An 18,713-nucleotide genomic window follows, 5' to 3' on the forward strand; every position below is an offset into this window, starting at 1 on the left:
ATGGACGATAGTACAAAAAAGATACGCAATCTTTGTCTGGGGGGACATCTTTGAAAACGTCCATCTTTGAATTGGTGGAGACAGCGGACGATCTGCCGTTCGATGTATCGCTGCACCGGGTAAACTACGTGCCGAGCCATTGGCATAACAGCGTGGAGATCATATTCGTGCTGTCCGGCAATCTGGAAGTCACCGTCGGAAACGAGCGCCACACGATAACGGAAGGCGATGTATTTGTGATCAATTCCAGCCATGTCCATGAGGTCATTGGCCTGGACATGAACATTATCGCCACGTTCCTGATACCTATGGTGTTTCTGAAAGAAAACATTAAAGGCATTGAGGACATTCAGTTCGAGTGCAATTCTTCCGCGGTCCGGCCGGAACAGAAAAGCGGGTTGGACCGAATCCGCCAGATGCTGGCAGAGATGGTCGAGCTGAAGCAGAAAAAAGGAGAGGCGTACGAGCTGGATATGGGCATCCGCATGCTGGCCGTGTTTTCCATGCTCATTAAGCAGTTCAAATCCTCCGAAAACGGCGGCGCGATCAACGAGAAATACATGGAGCGCATGCTCCGAATCATCAATTACATCGATGAGCATTACAATGAACCGATCACCCTGCAATCGATCGCCAAGAAGGAATTTCTGTCCGTGCCGTATCTGTCCAAATTTTTCAGCGAAAACATCGGACTTAATTTCCAAGCCTATTTGACCAGCATCCGGTTAAAAAACGCGGTGGAGGAGCTGCTTCGTCATGAAGACCTCCCGATTGCCGATCTGGCGTTAAGCCACGGATTTCCCAATGCCAAATCGTTTTACACGGCGTTCAAAAACAAATACCGCATGACCCCTCACGAATACCGTAAACAATATCGGCCTGACCGGGAAACGGAAGCCAAAAAGCAAGACATCTCTTCGAATTATCTTCAGTTTAACCAATCCAGCGCACTGGGGATCATCCGTCAGTATTTGCGGCGTACCGAATCGTTGGAGGTTGAAACGATCCAGGCCATCGAAACGAAGACCTACGAGGTGAACGCGTCCGCTCCGGGAAGAAAGCTGAAGCATACATGGAAAAACCTCATCACGATCGGGAAAGCGCAGGAAGGGCTGCATGCCGACGTACAACAACAGCTGATCTATGTCCAGCAAAATTGTCCGTTCCGGTATTTGCGCTTCCACGGGATCTTTGACGACGGGATGATGGTATACGATGAAGACGAGGAAGGGCGGCCGCGCTACAATTTCAGGCTGGTGGACCAGCTGTTCGATTTTATGCTGTCGATTGGCTTGAAGCCGTTCGTGGAGCTGGGATTTATGCCCTCCGCGCTGGCATCCGATCCCGGGAAGACGGTGTTCTACAGAGCCAGCTTTACGAGCCCGCCGAAGTCGCTGGATAAATGGTGCGGACTTATCGACAACTTCCTTCGCCACTGCATGAACCGTTACGGCGCGGCGGAGGTCGAGAGCTGGAGATTCGAGTTCTGGAACGAGCCGGAATTAAACGTATTTTGGCCCGGATCCGTTCAGGAATACCATGAGCTGTACCTGGCCACCTACAGAATCGTCAAACGGTTATCCGCAGGACTGAAGATCGGCGCGCCCGGACGGATCATCACTGTGACTTCGCCGGAAACGGCGACGAATTTTTTCGCGTTTTGCCGCAAGCACGATTGTCTTCCCGACTTCATTCCGCTGCATTTTTATCCGCATGAAGAAATCGAAAAACGAATACAACAGGAGGAAGCGGAACTCGAGCAGGATGAAGATCTGTACCGGAGGCTGCTGGAGAAATTCGGAGGGATTTCGCCGAATCCCGATTTTCTTAGGGAAAGACTTGCGATCGAGCTGCAGCTGCTCGCCGACCAGGGGTTATCCGGCCGCGAGGTTTATATGACGGAATGGAATTCGACAGCCTATCACCGTGAATTGACGAACGATACCTTATACAAGGCTGCCTATATCGCCAAAAACATCCTCGATAATCTTGATAGCATCGACGGTTTCGGTTACTGGGTGCTGAGCGACAACATCGAGGAAACGTTCCCGTCACCGCGTTTGTTTCATGGAGGACTTGGGCTGATCGCCCAATACGGGATCCCGAAGCCCGCCATGCATGCATACAGGCTGCTCGGCAAGCTGGGGGAGACGCTGATTGCCCGCGGGGACGGATATATCGTGGCTGCCCGCGGAGATACCATTCAAATCATGACGTATAATTACGTTCATTATGATGATCTTTACGCTCTCGGCGACACTTCGTTTATAGATGAAACTCACAGGTATAACGGATTCAAGGAAGAGAAAATCTTAAAAATCGACATCGCGCTTAGCGGGTTGCCTCAAGGCGTGTACCGCATGGTTACCCAAACGATCACCCTCAAACACGGCAGCAGCTACGACAAATGGGTGGAAATGGGGGCACCGGAATCATTGACGGCTGAGGATATCGCTTATCTGAAGCAGAGCTCCCCGTTAAGACAGGTTCAAGTCTTGAACGTGGAGAACGGGACGGTGATTGGCTCCACCTTGAAACCGCATGAGGTGCAGCTGATTGAATTAACGCCTATGGTATGAGCGGCAGCGCAATCTGTGTCAATTTTTAAGCCGATCGGAAAGGGGGATTTAAACGCTTTCATAATGAGATTAAAAATCGCCCCATAAGTCTGTAAACAACCGCCTGTCTTCATGAAGGCGGTTTCTCTTATAATTTGATTGTAATCGTTTTCAAGACAATGGGAGGTTATATAAATGGCTGGAGCTAAAGTTAAAGGACAGGTCAAAACCCCTTTTGGCCGATTGACCTTCGGCGTGATGTTGGGCTACGGCCTGATGATGGTCGCACTCATGACGCCGGCGACACTGCTGTTGACATTCAAGATGATCGAGATTGATCCGAATGGATATACGTCGTCTTATGGCCTCGTGGCCGGCATCGGCGCTTTCTTCGCCTTGATCGGAAACCCTTTGGGCGGTGCGATCAGCGATCGGACGATCAATCGATTCGGACGCCGGCGCACCTGGATTTTGCTCGGCCCCTTGGTCGGCAGCGCCGCGCTTCTGATGATTGGCTGGACATCCTCGTTATGGCTCATCATCGTCGGGTGGGCAATTGCGCAGCTGTTCTTCAACTTCGGGATGGCGGCGTACACGGCGCTCATTCCCGATCAGGTGAAAGAAGAAAAACAAGGCACGATTTCCGGTCTGCTCGGCATGTCCTTACCGCTTGGCATCGTAGTCGGGATGGTCTTGATGACCTTGTTGCCTGATGTCTCCTCGGCCGCGAAATGGACGCTGATCGCCGCAATCGGCATCGTAGGCCCGGTGATCAGCCTGTTCCTGATTCAAGAAGGAAAAGTGGAAATTATCCGCGAGCATAACACGGCCGTGCCGCTCGGCGAAAAGCTGAGCAAAATTTACCCTAGCCCGCGGCGGTTCCCGGTGTTTTCCTGGGCGGTCGCTTCGAAATTTCTGATGATGATGGGATACTGCAGCAGCCTTTACCTCACGGTGATGCTCGTCAACCGGATGGGTTACACGGAAGCGCAGGCGACATCCAGCGTGGCTACCGTGAACATTATTTCCACGATTGCCATGGCGCTGACCAGTATCTTCGGCGGGATGTTGTCGGATAAATTCCGCAAGCAAAAACCGTTCTTGTATTTGTCTGCATTCATTATGGTGATTGCCGTCCTGGTATTCGCGTTTGTTCCGCATTACACGGCTTATGTCGTCGCATCGGCGGTGCTTGGCCTCGGCTTCGGCTGTTTCTCCGCCGTCGATATGGCTTTGGTGGCGCGCATTCTGCCGCGCAAAGAAGATTCGGCGAAGGACTTCGGCATCATGAACGTGGCAAACGCCTTGCCGCAATCGATCGTTCCGGCGATTGCGCCGCTTCTGTTAAGCGCAGGCACGTCGATTGGAATTGGCGGCTGGACGTTCTTCTACCTCGTTCTTGCCATATTCACGGCAATCGGCATGATCTCCATCAAGCCGCTGCCGGAAGTAGGCGAACCCGTAGCCACGGAGAACGGAGCAGAAACGGCGGGCATCAACCTTGCGGCAGGCAACATCAACTGAACGTAACACTCGGATAAAAACAAAGAGAATCGGGGAGAGCGAACATGAGAAACCATACTTCAGACACGATCAATAAGACAGTAGAAACCGTTCGATACGTAAAAAATCCCGGCGGCCCCACGCTGGGCTACAGCGAGGAATCGGGCGTGGGCATCATCGAGCAGGACGGCTTGTTCTTCAAGGATTTAAGCCGTGACGGCAAGCTGGACAAATACGAGGACTGGCGGCTGTCGCCGGAGGAGCGGGCGAAAGATCTGGCCTCGAAAATGACGGTCGAGCAGATTGCCGGTCTGATGCTGTACAGCCGTCATCAGTCGATCCCCGCCCTCAGTACCGGCTGGTTTGCAGGCACGTACAGCGGGAAAACGTATGAAGAGAGCGGAGCGAAGCCTTGGGAACTGACCGATGAGCAGATCGCATTTTTGACCAAGGACCATGTGCGGCACGTGCTCGTAACCACGGTGGAAAGTCCGGAAGTTGCGGCGCGCTGGAACAACAAAATCCAGGCGTTTGCCGAAGGCACCGGGCTTGGCATTCCGGCGAACAACAGCTCCGATCCCCGCCACACTTCGGATTCAAGCTCCGAATTCAACGCGGGTGCGGGCGGCCATATCTCCATGTGGCCCGAGACGCTCGGCCTAGCAGCTACTTTTGATCCCGAGATCACGAAGAAGTTCGGGATGATCGCTTCCCGGGAATATCGCGCGTTAGGGCTTGCTACCGCCCTGTCTCCGCAAATCGATATCGCCACGGAGCCGCGCTGGTTCCGGTTTAACGGCACGTTCGGCGAAGATTCGAAGCTCGCCGCCGATCTGGCCCGCGCTTATGTCGACGGCTTCCAGACTTCCGAAGGCGAACGGGAAATCGCGGACGGTTGGGGTTATGACAGCGTCAATGCGATGGTGAAGCATTGGCCGGGAGGCGGATCGGGCGAAGCCGGAAGGGACGCCCACTACAGCTGCGGGAAGTATGCGGTGTATCCGGGCAACAACTTTGACGAACATCTGGTGCCTTTTGTTGACGGGGCATTCAAGCTGGACGGCAAAACAGGGAAGGCGTCGGCCGTCATGCCGTATTACACGATCTCCTTCGGCCAGGACACCGTAAACGGCGAAAATGTCGGCAACTCCTATAACTCGTACCTGATTAAGGATTTGCTGCGCGGGAAATACGGGTATGACGGCGTCGTATGCACGGACTGGATGATCACGGCCGACGTTTCCGGCGCCAAGGATTCTTTTCTGAGCGGAAAACCATGGGGCGTGGAGGATTTGACCGTGGCCGAGCGCCATTACAAGCTGCTGATGGCGGGCGTTGACCAATTCGGCGGCAACAATGAGATCGAGCCGGTGTTGGAGGCTTACAAGATCGGGGTTCGAGAACACGGCGAAGCCTATATGCGGGAACGCTTCGAGCAATCGGCCGTCCGGCTGCTGAAAAATATGTTCCGCCTCGGCTTGTTTGAAAATCCGTACCTCGATCCACAGGAAAGCGCCAAGCTGGTCGGGAACCCCGAATTTATGCGGGAAGGTTACGAAGCACAGCTTAAATCGATCGTCATGCTCAAAAACAAAAACGGGGTGCTCCCGCTTCGCGCGAAAAGCAAAGTTTACATCCCCAAACGTTTTCTCCCGCCGGGAAAAGACTGGTTCGGCCATCCGACGCCGGAGAGCTATGATTATCCGGTCAACCTGGAGGTCGTCTCGAAATATTTCGAAGTCACCGACCAACCGGACGAAGCGGATTTCGGCCTTGTCTTTATCGCATCACCGAAGTCCGGCACCGGCTACAGCCAGGAGGACGAGGAGCAGGGCGGGAACGGTTATGTGCCGATCAGCCTGCAATACAAGCCGTATACGGCGGAGCATGCCCGGGAAGTCAGCCTGGCCGGCGATGAACACGGGAACGAACCGCGAAACCGTTCTTATAAAGGAAAAACCGTCATTCCGCACAATACGACGGATTTAAACATGGTGCTGGAGACGAAGGAAAAAATGAAAGGCAAACCCGTCATTGTCTCGATGCTATTGAGCAATCCCACGGTCGTTTCGGAGTTTGAAGCGGAAGTGGATGCCATCCTGGCGAACTTCGGCGTTCAGGATCAGGCGATCATGGATGTATTGACGGGGGCGGCGGAGCCGTCCGGGCTGCTGCCGATGCAAATGCCCGCCCATATGCGCACCGTCGAAGAGCAGCTGGAAGATGTCGCGCACGATATGGAATGCCATGTCGATTCGGACAATCATGTATATGACTTTGCCTTCGGGTTGAACTGGAGCGGCGTGATCGAGGATGAGCGAACCAAGAAATACCGTAGAAGCTGACTAGGCATTTTGTTTCGTTCATTCACATGAAAAAAGGCCCTGTTCCGCAAGCGATTCATGTCGCTTTCGGACAGGGCTTTTTCTGGCACGGGAAGCTGCCATGACGTTTGCCACGCGGGTTGGAGCGGCGTACGGGGCGTTAATGAATCAGCTTGCTCTCCTTGGCTTTTTTGACGAGTCCGGCCGAGAGCTGGTTAATGATGCCTTTCAGCGCCAGGCCGACCACCAGCGTGACGGCGGCATAAATGCACATGATCAGCAGGTCGTTCCGCACAATGGGCCAAATGATTCCGCCGACCGCTTCGCGCATCATGCTGATGCCGTACGTAAACGGCAGGAAGGGATGGATGGCCCGGAAAAAAGCCGGGGTCGTCTGAATCGGAAAGGTGCCGCCGGAACCGGCAAGCTGTAGCACGAGCAGGACGATCGCCAGCGCTTTGCCCACGTTGCCGAATACGGATACCAGCGTATAAACCATGAGCATAAACACGGCGCTGTTCACCATGCCAAACACGATAAACCACGGTTTGTCCACGACGTAGGTTCCGAGGATGTACATATCGCCGGCCGTGACCAGTACGGATTGCAGCAGCGCGATCGTCAGGAAGGTCAAAAACCGGCCAAAATACACTTCATAGTTTCGGTAGGGATGATCCCCGTGCACTTCCGTCGTCACGAGGGAAACAAGCAGCGTAGCTCCGACCCATAGCGCAAGGGTGCTGAAAAACGGGGACATCGCCGATCCGTAATTCGGAATCGGGTACAGTTTGTTTTCCTTCAGGACGACCGGTTCGGCAAAAACCTGGCTTTCCAGCTGGAAATTGTTTTTGAGGAGGCCGATGACCTCCTGCAGATTGCCTTTGCTTTCGAATTCCCTCATTTTGTTGGCCAGCTCGGTAATCTTTTTTTCGACCGTCGGCAATTCCTTTTTGATCTGGGCAAGACCTTGGGTGCCGATCGCCAGGCCTTTGGATGCGTCGCTTAAAATCTTTTTCACGTCAGGCACGCTTTTCAGCGCGTCGCTGAGCGTGTCGCGGGTTTTTTCCGCCGTTTGCCGCGCCTGGTTCACCCCGCCGAGAATGGCCGGCTGGATTTCGCTGTCGTATCTGTCCAGGATGTTGCCTAGCAGCTCCGAGGCGTCCCCGGACACCTTGCCCAGCCGGTCGACCAGATCGGAAGCGGGTTTTTCGCCTTTTTTCACGGCGCTGCTGATACTGCTGACGAGCGTCTGCTGCTCCTTCATTTTATCCTGCACCTGTTTTAGCCGCGAGCTGACGAAACCGAGTTTGTTGCCGGTCACCTTGTTCAGCTGATTAAACCACTCGATGAGCCGGGACTGCACCTTGAGCCCGATCTCGAGCCTGGAAGCGGCATGGTCCAGCATGCCCGTTACGACCGACGGGTCCACGTTCGGATCCTTCAGGGCGGAGGCCAGCTGCTGCGTCGAAATGGCGGTTTGCTGCAGCAAAAGCAGGTCTTGTTTGACGTTCGGAGCGATGTCTTTGGCGGCCCCCGATGCTTCGGTCAAAAAAGTGTCCAAGCCGGACGCAAAGCGCTGCCCTTTTTCCGCGATTTCGGTCACGACAGGGAGACTGCTTTGGGCCTTTTTGACGAGTTTGTCGGTGGTTTGCACGTCATTCATGGCGGTATTCACGACGCGGTTGATCTCCGGAAAATCTTTTTCCAGCCTGAAAATCAACGTCCGTACCCTTTCGATGGTCGGCAGCTGCTCCTGCAGCTCGATGCCGAGCTCGTTAAATATTTTAAAAATGGTGCCGTTGGCCGTTTGGACGAAGTTTTTGCTGACTTCCTGAATGATGCCGCTGGCTCCCGAGGTGGCAATTTTCGGGGATACGGCGTTTATTTTTTCGTTGACGTAATATAAAATTTCGGCTTTGGTGGGTTGATCGGAGAGAACGGTGGCGATCGTCGCCGAAAAGTTGTCGGGAATGATGATGCTCGCATAATAGTCCCCGTGTTTGACGCCCCTCATGGCATCGGCTTCGCTAACGAAACGCCAGCCCAGCTTGTGGTTGTCTTTCAAGGAGGAGATGACCTCGTTGCCGAGGTTGATGGGTTTGCCCCTGAGGGTGGTGCCTTTGTCGTTGTTCGCGACGGCGATGGCGATATCGCCGGTGTTGCCGTAAGGATCCCACGAGGCTTTAATGTTAAACCATGCATACAAAGACGGCAGCATGGCCAATCCAAGAATGATGACCAATGCCGCCCAGTTGGTGACGATATTTCGGATATCCCTGCCAAAAATAAGTGCAATGTTTTTCATGAATTCGCATCCCTCGCCTATGGAACGGTTTTTTGTTAGTATTTGTCGCTTTATCCTATGTTAACCGCTCAAGGCAAAAATGAAAACATTACCAATCCATTCTGCGGATCAGCGAGGTGATGTGGGCGAGATGATGGCGTCCATGCCAGGCATACAAGCCGAGATGGCGGTCCAGCGTCGTGCTACCGTTCACCGGGTGTATGTACGAGCGCTGCCAATCGTCTTCCTTCATGTTTTTGAGAATGAGGACCATGCGGGCGTGAACGCCCTCCAATATTCTAAGCGAAACCTCCGGCGCCGGAGCGGTGGAATCCACTAGTTCGGCCCAAAGATTTTCCTCGTACGGTTTAACCGTCGGCGCATCTTCGGTAAGCGCCAGCTTGATCCGCAGCATCGCGTTCATGTGGCTGTCGGCCAAATGATGCACCACCTGGCGAACGGTCCAGCCTCCCGGGCGATAAGGCGTATCCAGCTGCTCATCCGTAAGCCCGGCCACGGCATCCCTGACCTGGCCCGGAAGCGCCCGAAGCTGGTCGATCCAATAGCTGCGTTCGGCGGGACTGATCGTCTCGGACGGGGCAAATTCCCCGATAGGATAACGTAAATCGGAATTCATAACATGTACCTCCCCAATTGGAATGTCTCATCTTTTTACACCTGAAGCCCCTCTATATTTATTATATGTAGCTTCTTCCGTAAAACGATATTTTTCACAACTTTAACATAAGATCGCGCCGGTCTGCAGCATTTTTTTGCAGCTTGGACCGAACGGTTGGGCATTTCAAAGCGTATAGAAGGTAACGAGACAAGGGGGAAGCGATGTTGGGACTTCAGAACATATCCGAAGAACAAGCCAGGTCCATATATAACAAACACTCGCCTTATGTGTACGGGATCGCGTTGATGTTGACCCGTTCAAGTCCGATGGCCGACGATATCATGCAGGAAACGTTTTTGCGGGCATTTCAAAAATTCGACCAATACGATCCATCCAGACCGCTCAGACCGTGGTTGTGCCGCATCGCCGTAAACTTAGCCAAAAGCGCCATGCGCAAGCAGAGATGGCTTTTCTTTCAAGCGGACCCGCCCGACATCGGTGACGAATTCCTGGTGGAGGAATCGATGATGAAAAGCGAAAGCGAGCGGGAACTTTGGGAATCGGTGAACAGGCTTTCGGCCAAAAGAAAAGAAGTGATCATTTTGCATTATTATGCGGAGCTGTCGCTGCCCGAGGTGGCTGAAGCACTCCACATTCCTGAAGGGACATGCAAATCCAGGCTTCATGAAGCGCTAAAACAATTAAGGCGCAGCCAGACTTTGCGGCGGCACGAGGTTCGATGCGAGGAGGAGATGCAATGAGCGCGAAACGTGATCCGGTACATGCTGAACCAAACGTAACCGAGCAGGACCAAATCATGCGGGAGCATGCCGGGAGCATTCTTAGAAAATGGGAGGAACATCAACCCGTTGCGCCTTTTGAAGACGTATGGGACCGTTATTTATCGGCCGCGGAAGCTAGTCGGAGGAAGCAGCAAATCCGGAACAGGTGGCGGGCCGCAGCCGCGTCGTTCCTCGTGTTGATATTGCTTGGGGGAGCCGTCTTATTTTCCTCGCCGGAAGTCAGGGCGGCTTTGTCCCGATTTCCGTTCATGAAGATGCTGCTGGCCGACGGGGGGTTTGAGGAACAAGGCTTGTCGAAGATCGAAAAAGAGGGCCTCGGCGTGCATCTCAATACATCGGTCATCGACCGCAATATCCGGTTTACGATGGATGAGGTTTTTTATGACGGGGTTCAAATCGTATTAAATTACGACGTAGAGTATTTGGACAAAAAGAAAATCATCGGCGAAAAAGATGTTGCCGTATACTATGATCTGAAATTTGACGGGGCAGAGCCGACGGCATCGAGCACGCACAAATTTACTCAACTGAACGATCATGCTTTTATCGGAAGCACGCTTATCGATGCTTATCAATATCTCGACGGTTATAAGCTGCACATGAATATCACGCAGATCGGCCAAGTCAAGGGCGATTGGTCCGTGACCGTTCCTTTGTCCGTCTCGAAAACGAGTCCGGATACCAAAATCTTTTTTCCGAATCAAACCGTGGAGACGAACGGCAGGACAAGAACGATCGAACGCATTACGTTCACGCCGGTCTCGACGCAGATCGCCATCCGTACCAGCGAATACAGGGAACACGAAATTTCTTACAGGCTGCGGGACGATCTTCAAACCGATTTTGCAACAAGCGGGGGCCTCGGAGGAGACTATGAAATAATCGGCAATTTCAGCCCGCCCTCCGCCATCAATCCGCATCCCAAATATGTGGAAGTGTTGTTCGACGATCCATCCGAAAAAGCTGAAAATTTCATTCGACGCGAGGAACAAGCGCCTTTGAATGACGCTTTTCCGGTCGTGTTGAAGGGCAGAAACGGCGGGAAGGTCACCGTTACCCGCGTGGATTATAAGGATGAAGGAACAATCCTTACTTACGAAGCAAGCGATGCCGAAAATCAAAGACCGACATTGATTCTTACCGATTCGAATGAAAAGGAACATCACAGCATCGGTCAGCCGGTAAGAATCTCCAAAGAGAGGTTCGATTTTCAAATGAAATTCCCCAAACTCGAAAGCGGCTCGCTGAAGCAGATCAACATGACTATGTACGACTACAAGCCAGGGTATGAACCGAAACCGCCGACAACGATCCGAGTGCCTCTCGACTGGTCCAAACCGTGATTGTTTTTCAGGCAAAAAAGGACATGGCAGGCAGCAACAATGCTGGCAAAATGCCATGTCCTTCGTTTGTTATTCTTACGTCCTTTGCTCCTACCCGCTGGGTTATCTCAAGGAATGTTGTATTGCGCCAGCTCCGAGACCGTCACGAAACGGTAACCCCGTTTTTTCAGCTCAGGCAAAATTTCCTTTAACGCGTCCACCGTTTGCGACCTGCCTTCGACGTGGTCATGCATCAGCACGATGTCGCCGTTGCGGGCGTTGCCGAGCACTTTGTTGACGATTTTTTTGACGCCCGGGCGGTTCCAGTCCCACGTATCCTGATGCCAGGACCACATGACCACCAAATACCCGTTTTTTTTGCAGGTTTCGATCATCCGGTCGCTATAGTAACCGCCGGGAGGGCGGAACAGATACGATTTTTTTCCCGTCGCTTTGAAGATGGCCTCCTGCGTGCGGAGCAGTTGGCTTGCGATCGTTTCCGCGGAGCTGCCGCGGTTGAAATAAGCATGGTCGTACGTATGGTTTCCGAGCTCATGCCCTTCGGCCACTTCGCGCCGCACCAGCTCGGGATGTTTCTCCACCTGCTTGCCGACGACAAAAAAAGTGGCTTTGGCATCGTATTGCTTCAGCAAATCGAGAATCTGCCCGGTTTCCTCCGGATCCGGCCCATCGTCAAAGGTAAAGGCGATCACTTTCTCCCTGTTCGGTATTTCCCAGACGACATCCCCGCGTTGTTCGTAATATTCCCGCCCTTTATTTCCGGAAGGGGCCGCGGCCGCCGGAGCGAGAATTCCGGTCGCCAGGACGGCGGCACAAGCCGTCAGCAGCATCCTCCGCATGTAAATTTGCATGGTTTCAACCCCTATATGTAATGGTGTCCATGACCCGTTCCCAAAGTCCGTAGGTAGTATGCGACGGAGAGGAGGCGAACATACATGGCATGGCCCAGAGGGGTCAGGCATTTTTCCCGGCTTCATGCTACAATATGTTGAAAAAGCCTTTTCGGGAGGGCCTTATGTCTTATACGCAAATCAAATGGATGATTTTGATCGTTCCGACGCTGACGGTCGGGCTGTGGGAATATGTGCGCCATACGCTGTTGATGCCGTATTTGTCGATGGAGGCGGGGAATTTTTTGACTCCGGTCATCGTCTTTCTGATCAGCATGACGCTGCTCAGCCAGCTGTTTCACCGGCTGGAGCAGGTTCAGGAGGAGCTGAACAAGGAGCGTGCGGAAAATGCGGCGTTGGCCGCGAGGGATCTTTTGGCACGGGAACTGCATGACGGCATCGCCCAGTCGCTGTTTCTGTTGTCCGTCAAAATGGACCGGGCGGAAGCGCGGCAGCATGGGCTTGCGGCGCAAACCGAGTTCAAGGAAATGCGCAAGCTGGTGCATGAGGTGAACCGTTACGTGAGACAAGCGATCGCGAACTTGCGTTTTCAGGCGAATGCCGACGAACAGGAGATCGAGGATTCCATGAAATCGCGGATCGAGCATACGGCCAAGGAAACGTTCATCCATCCTTCGATCCAATGGGACATCCCCGACCCGGTTTTTACCGCCAAGGAAAAAGTGGAGCTGCTCGCCTGCATCCGCGAAGCGCTGCTCAATGTCCGCAAACATGCCCACGCGGATCTGGTGACGGTGACCGGCAGCGGGGATGCGGAGGCTTGGGTGGTGCGGATCGACGATAACGGCAGGGGAACGATCCTGGACCCTTTTCAAATGAAAGACCGGTACGGGCTGCGGATCATGAAGGAACGGGCGCAGGAGCTGAGATGGCAGGTCGATTTTATCCCGCTTTCCAAGGGGAGCCGGGTCGAGATCAGAAAGGGGGCTGAAACATCATGAGCACGTATCGCGTTTTGATCGCCGACGACTCCGCGCATGCCCGCGAGGCGGTAAACGAGATTTTGTCCGGGGATGCTTCGTTCGAGGTGGTGGGACTGGCCACAAGCGGGGAGGAGGCCGTTGCGATGACCGAATCCCTGATGCCGGATCTCATTCTGATGGACATCCAGATGCAGGGAATCGGAGGGCTTGAAGCGACAAGGCAGATCAAGCTGCGGTATCCGTACGTCAAAATCGTGATCATTACCGTTTCGGACGATGCGTCGCATTTGTTCGAAGCGTTGAAGCAAGGGGCGCAGGGGTATTTGCTTAAAAACTTGTCCCCTTCGACCTGGATCGAATATTTGCACGCGATCATGAGCGACGAGGCGCCGCTTAGCCGGGAATTAGCCACGCAAATTTTGCGCGAATTTCCGTTGGCGGCGAAAAGCCCGGAGCATCATGAGACGCTGACCAACCGGGAGCGCGAAATTTTGAACTGGGTGGCGTCGGGTTTGACCAACAAAGAGATCGCGGCGGAGCTGCATATTTCGGACCAGACGGTAAAAAACCATTTGAAAAACATTTTGCAGAAGCTTCATTTGGAAAACCGGGTTCAACTGACGCGTTATGCGATCGAAAAAGGGCTGGTCGGAAGAAAGCCGGGTTTGTTCACGAAACTGTGGAAGGAATGACGGTTCTGGATGAACCTGGGTCTGCGGCAGCATGAAGCTCAGGAACCGAAATCCGGCACGAACCAGGAAGGCGAAGGACGCGGGCGGCAGGCGCCCAATCGATAGATCCGAAGTTTTAGCGGGAATGCAAAAAGTCCGGCGACCGAATGACGGTTTGCCGGACTTTTTTGCGGTTCGGACGGGGCACAGCCGGTTATCCGATGATGATCTGGCCCTCCGGGTAGTTGTACAAATCCTTTTTGCGCTCGCGGGACAACGCGTAAATCAGCGTCAGCGGACCGAGACGCCCGAAAAACATCAGGCAGATGATCCATACCTTGCCAAGCGGTGACAGGTGGGTCGTCAAACCCATGGACAATCCGGTCGTCCCGAAGGCGGAGGTGGATTCGAACAGGATCGTCAGGAAATCCTGATGTTCCGTCACGGACAGGAGCATGGAGAACAAAATGATGATCAGCAGCGACAGCAGCGTCAGCGTGATCGCTTTATAGACGACGTCCTTGGCGATTCTTTTGCGGAACAAAATCACGTCCGGGCGGCCGCGCATCATGGCATGCACCGCTCCGAGCAAAAGCACGAAGGTCGTGATCTTGATGCCTCCGCCCGTAGAGCCCGGCGCAGCGCCCGCAAACATGAGCAGAATGATCATGAATTGGGTGGACTGGCGCAGCGAACCGATATCGAGCGTGGCAACGCCGCCGGAACGGGTCGTCACCGATTGAAACAGCGATGCCAAAAATTTGCCCCCGGCATGCAGCGGTTTCAGGGTGTTCGGATTGCTGAATTCCATCACGAAAATGACCAGCGTGCCGATGACGACCAGGCAAAGCGTCGCGGTAAGGACCACCTTGCTGTGCAGCGACAGCTTGCGCGCCGTCGGAAATTCGATCAGATCCGAAAGAACGATGAAGCCGATGCCTCCAAGGAAAATCAACGCCATCATCACGATGTTGATAAAGGGATCGGTCACGAACGGCACCATGCCGCTAAACGGCCCGTTGACCGTTCCCATCAGGTCGAACCCGGCATTGTTGAACATGGAGACGCTGTGGAAAATGCCGAAGTAAGCGGCTTGTCCCACAGGCAGACGGAGCGAAAAGAAAAAATGAAGCCCCAGCAGCAGCGCCCCCGCCAGTTCGACAAGCACCGAATACAACGTGACCTTTTTGACCAGGCGGACGACGCCGTTGATGGTGCCGTGGTTCAAAGCCTCCTGCAAAATGAGCCTTTCGCGCAGGGAAATGCGCTTGTTGAGCGCAAGGGCGATGATCGTCGCCATCGTCATGAACCCGATGCCGCCGATTTGCACCAAAACGATCATGACGATTTGGCCGAAGACCGATAGGGCGGTTCCGGAGTCCAGGACGGTGAGACCCGTCACGCACGTGGCCGAAGTCGCCGTAAACAACGCGTTCAGGAACGGGATCCGCACGCCGGTTGCCGACGATATGGGCAAAGACAGCAGGAAGGTTCCGAGCGTGATGATCAGCAGGAAGCCGACGACGAGAATTTTCGGCGGCGTCAGCATGTTTTTCGTTATCTTTTTGGTTCGAATGGATGGAATGGTACGTCACCTACTTTAAAGCATTGCGTTCTTCCTATTGTACCCTATTCCGTCGCGAAAGTCTTGGCCGAAGAACGTATCACAAGCTCCGAAGGCAAAATAAGCTTCCTCGGTTCCGGCACCGCGCTGCCTTGAATGCGTTCGACGAGCAGCTGGATGCCCATCGCCCCGAACTGGTACGCCGGCTGGGCGGCGACGGTCAGGAACGGGTCAAGCGCCGAAGACAGGTCGAGGTCGTCGAAGCAGACGACGGACATATCCTCCGGTACGCGGATTCCCCGCTTCCGCAAGGCGTTGATGACGCCGACGGCCAGAAAATTGTTCGCCGCGAATATCGCGGTCGGCGGGGCTGGATGCTTCAGCAAACGCTCCAGCTGATCTTCGCCTTTGTATTCGCGATAGCTTTTGTGGACGACCAGTTCGTCGTCGAGCGAAATGCCGTGAAGCTGAAGCGCTTCGGCATATCCTTCGTACCGGAGCCGCGCGGTGGAAACGTCCAGCGAGCCGTTGACGAGCGCGATCCGGCGATGGCCGAGGCCGATGAGGTATTCCACGAGGTTGCGCGCGCCCTGCTTGCTGTCCCCCAGGACGATGTCGGATTCGATGCCGGGCACGGCCCGGTCCAGGATGACGAACGGAATATTATGGGCGCGCAGCTTCTCCAGATGCTTGAGCGAATGGTCTCCGGCGGGGGCGAACAGGACGCCGTCCACGCGGGTGGACAAAATCATGTCCACGTAATCCTGCTCTTTGTCGTAGTCTTCGTCGCTGTTGCCGAAAAGAAGCCGGTATCCAAGCTTTTTGGCGCTGTCTTCCGCCCCGCGCGCAAGGCTGGTATAAAACGGATTCGTGATGTCCGTGATCAGGAGCGACAGGATCTGCGTCTGCTGGAGAACAAGGCTCCTCGCATTGGAGTTCGGCACGTAGTTGAGTTCTTCCATGACCTTTTTGACCCTTTTGCGCGTCTGCTCGCTGATCCTCCCCGTATTGTTGATCACCTTCGACACCGTCATCGCGGAGACGTTGGCTTTTTGCGCGATATCATAAATCGTAACCATGAGTGACCCCTTCTTATGTTTGTTTTGAAGCGTTCCGGAAATCGAAAATATGGATTGACAGCAACCGTTTTCATTGCTATTTTAAAGTTATCGATAACCTTATTATACACGCGGAATGACAAAATAGGCTATAACTTATCTGCAGCTATCATTTGTTAAGATCCATCTAGTTTTTATTTTTAGTGGTCATGGTAAAAAGCAAAGCGAAAGCTGCCTTATTTTTAAGTTTAGGGTTATCGATAACCCTATGTTGTGCAAAGGCATTTCCCATCATATTTTTCATGAGGAGGAAGTAATGGTTATGACGAAGGACGCAAGATGGAAGCAGGAATTTCCCAAGATCGGCATCCGTCCCACCATCGACGGCAGAAGAAAGGGCGTGCGCGAATCCCTCGAAGATATGACGATGAATCTGGCCAAGTCGGTATCCGCTTTGTTGAGCGAAAATCTCCGTTATCCCGACGGTTCGCCGGTGGAATGCGTCATTGCCGACACCTGCATCGGCGGGGTCGCAGAAGCGGCTGCTTGCGCCGATAAATTCGCCAAGGCGGGCGTGGGCGTTTCGATCACCGTGACGCCGTGCTGGTGTTACGGCACCGAAACGATGGACATGGATCCGGCCATCCCGAAGGCGGTGTGGGGCTTTAACGGGACGGAAAGACCGGGTGCGGTTTATTTGGCCGCGGTATTGTCGGCCCACGCGCAGAAAGGGCTTCCGGCTTTCGGGATTTACGGCAGGGACGTGCAGGATTTGAACGATCCTTCCATTCCGGCAGACGTTCAGGAGAAGCTTCTCCGTTTCGCCAGAGCGGGGATGGCCGCAGCGCTCATGAAAGGGAAATCGTATCTTGCGATCGGTTCCGTATCGATGGGGATTGCGGGTTCGATGATCGATCCGGACTTCTTCCAGGAATATCTGGGCATGCGCAACGAATACGTCGACATGTCCGAAATCACCCGGCGGATCGAAGAGGAAATTTACGATCCGGAAGAGTACAAGATGGCGCTGGCTTGGGTGAAGGAAAACTGCAAGGAAGGACCGGACAACAATCCGGAGCATATCCAAACTTCCCGCGAGAAAAAGGACAAGGATTGGGAAATGGTCGTCAAAATGACGCAAATCGTGCGCGACTTGATGGTCGGCAACAAACGCCTGGAAGAACTGGGCTTCGCCGAAGAAGCCATGGGCCATAACGCGATCGTGTCCGGTTTCCAGGGGCAGCGGCAATGGACGGACCATTTCCCGAACGGGGACTTCCATGAAGCGATTTTGAACTCTTCCTTCGACTGGAACGGCATCCGCGCCCCTTACCTGGTCGCCACGGAAAACGACAGCTTGAACGGCGTATCGATGCTGTTCGGTTATTTGCTCACGAACACCGCCCAAATTTTTGCCGACGTCCGTACATATTGGAGCCCGGATGCGGTCAAACGCGTGACCGGCCACGAACTGACCGGGCTGGGGCAAAACGGGCTGCTGCACCTGATCAACTCCGGTCCGGCCGCGCTGGACGGCACGGGCGAACAGATGCGGGACGGCAAACCGGTCATGAAGCCGTTCTGGGAAATCACCGAAGAGGATGTCGACAACTGCCTGAAAGCAACCTCCTGGCGTCCGGCGGCGGTGGAATATTTCCGCGGCGGCGGCTTCTCCTCCGATTTCCTGACGCGCGGCGGCATGCCGGTCACGATGTCCCGCCTGAACCTGGTCAAGGGACTTGGACCGGTGCTGCAGATCGCGGAAGGATATACGGTCGACCTGCCGGAAGAAGTGCATGACAAGCTGGACCGGCGTACGGATCCGACCTGGCCGACGACGTGGTTTGCTCCGAACCTGACGGGGAAAGGCGCCTTCACGGACGTGTACACCGTCATGGACAACTGGGGCGCAAACCATGGAGCGATCAGCTACGGGCATATCGGCGCGGACTTGATCACGCTTGCGTCGATCCTTCGCATTCCCGTCAGCATGCACAACGTCAGCGAAGAGCAAATTTTCCGTCCAAGAGCTTGGGGACTGTTCGGAACCAACGATCCGGAGGGGGCAGACTACCGCGCATGCCAAAATTTCGGCCCGCTTTATAAGTGATTTACGCCTGAAACGATGCCCGCCAACATTCACCACAACACG

13 protein-coding genes are annotated in these 18,713 nt (G+C 54.1%); 8 read left to right on the forward strand and 5 right to left on the reverse strand.

Features of this window, described 5'->3' with window-relative positions; all coding sequences use genetic code 11:
• Positions 1-50 precede the first annotated feature (50 nt).
• From NYE48_RS10690 to NYE48_RS10700, 3 genes are all read left to right on the forward strand, one after another.
• Positions 51-2,579, forward strand: a complete 2,529-nt coding sequence (locus NYE48_RS10690; protein WP_340998480.1) for a GH39 family glycosyl hydrolase — start codon at positions 51-53, stop codon at positions 2,577-2,579.
• 174 nt (positions 2,580-2,753) lie between these two features.
• Positions 2,754-4,082, forward strand: coding sequence for an MFS transporter (locus tag NYE48_RS10695; protein ID WP_340998481.1), 1,329 nt, complete (start codon positions 2,754-2,756; stop codon positions 4,080-4,082).
• Positions 4,083-4,126: 44 nt separating this feature from the next.
• Positions 4,127-6,406: a glycoside hydrolase family 3 protein gene (locus NYE48_RS10700; protein ID WP_340998482.1), complete on the forward strand. Its 2,280-nt coding sequence runs from the start codon at positions 4,127-4,129 to the stop codon at positions 6,404-6,406.
• A 139-nt stretch (positions 6,407-6,545) separates the two neighbouring features.
• Here NYE48_RS10700 and NYE48_RS10705 read toward each other — a convergent pair whose 3' ends face one another.
• Both NYE48_RS10705 and NYE48_RS10710 read right to left on the reverse strand, forming a co-directional pair.
• Positions 6,546-8,690, reverse strand: coding sequence for a YhgE/Pip domain-containing protein (locus NYE48_RS10705; RefSeq protein WP_340998484.1), 2,145 nt, complete (start codon positions 8,688-8,690; stop codon positions 6,546-6,548).
• An 88-nt stretch (positions 8,691-8,778) separates the two neighbouring features.
• Complete coding sequence (locus tag NYE48_RS10710; RefSeq protein WP_036710278.1) at positions 8,779-9,306, reverse strand: YfiT family bacillithiol transferase; 528 nt, start codon at positions 9,304-9,306, stop codon at positions 8,779-8,781.
• 203 nt (positions 9,307-9,509) lie between these two features.
• Here NYE48_RS10710 and NYE48_RS10715 point away from each other — a divergent pair, with 203 nt between their 5' ends.
• Complete coding sequence (locus NYE48_RS10715; RefSeq protein ID WP_212947923.1) at positions 9,510-10,049, forward strand: RNA polymerase sigma factor; 540 nt, start codon at positions 9,510-9,512, stop codon at positions 10,047-10,049.
• Complete coding sequence (locus NYE48_RS10720) at positions 10,046-11,434, forward strand: DUF4179 domain-containing protein (protein WP_340998490.1); 1,389 nt, start codon at positions 10,046-10,048, stop codon at positions 11,432-11,434. Before NYE48_RS10715 ends, NYE48_RS10720 begins: the two co-directional genes overlap by 4 nt.
• Positions 11,435-11,541: 107 nt before the next feature.
• Here the strand turns inward: NYE48_RS10720 and NYE48_RS10725 are convergent, their stop codons facing one another.
• The gene (locus NYE48_RS10725; protein ID WP_156124578.1) at positions 11,542-12,285 is read right to left on the reverse strand and encodes a polysaccharide deacetylase family protein; all 744 of its coding nucleotides are present in this window, start codon (positions 12,283-12,285) and stop codon (positions 11,542-11,544) included.
• Between the two features lie 164 nt (positions 12,286-12,449).
• On the opposite strand from NYE48_RS10725, the gene NYE48_RS10730 reads away from it, so the two are divergent.
• Both NYE48_RS10730 and NYE48_RS10735 read left to right on the forward strand, forming a co-directional pair.
• Entirely contained in the window at positions 12,450-13,286 is an 837-nt protein-coding gene (locus NYE48_RS10730) for a sensor histidine kinase (RefSeq protein ID WP_036710392.1), read from the forward strand.
• Entirely contained in the window at positions 13,283-13,960 is a 678-nt protein-coding gene (locus tag NYE48_RS10735) for a response regulator (RefSeq protein ID WP_212947921.1), read from the forward strand. The genes NYE48_RS10730 and NYE48_RS10735 overlap by 4 nt, the downstream gene beginning before the upstream one ends.
• Before the next feature lie 193 nt (positions 13,961-14,153).
• On the opposite strand, the gene NYE48_RS10740 is transcribed toward NYE48_RS10735, so the two are convergent.
• Both NYE48_RS10740 and NYE48_RS10745 read right to left on the reverse strand, forming a co-directional pair.
• Complete coding sequence (locus NYE48_RS10740; RefSeq protein WP_212947920.1) at positions 14,154-15,488, reverse strand: TrkH family potassium uptake protein; 1,335 nt, start codon at positions 15,486-15,488, stop codon at positions 14,154-14,156.
• Between the two features lie 80 nt (positions 15,489-15,568).
• Positions 15,569-16,582, reverse strand: coding sequence for a LacI family DNA-binding transcriptional regulator (locus NYE48_RS10745; RefSeq protein ID WP_340998494.1), 1,014 nt, complete (start codon positions 16,580-16,582; stop codon positions 15,569-15,571).
• 301 nt (positions 16,583-16,883) lie between these two features.
• Here NYE48_RS10745 and NYE48_RS10750 point away from each other — a divergent pair, with 301 nt between their 5' ends.
• Positions 16,884-18,671: an L-fucose isomerase gene (locus NYE48_RS10750; protein ID WP_373316203.1), complete on the forward strand. Its 1,788-nt coding sequence runs from the start codon at positions 16,884-16,886 to the stop codon at positions 18,669-18,671.
• Positions 18,672-18,713: the final 42 nt, after the last annotated feature.

The organism is Paenibacillus sp. FSL M7-1455, from assembly GCF_038004655.1.
Classification (GTDB): Bacteria; Bacillota; Bacilli; order Paenibacillales; family Paenibacillaceae; genus Paenibacillus_AQ; species Paenibacillus_AQ cookii.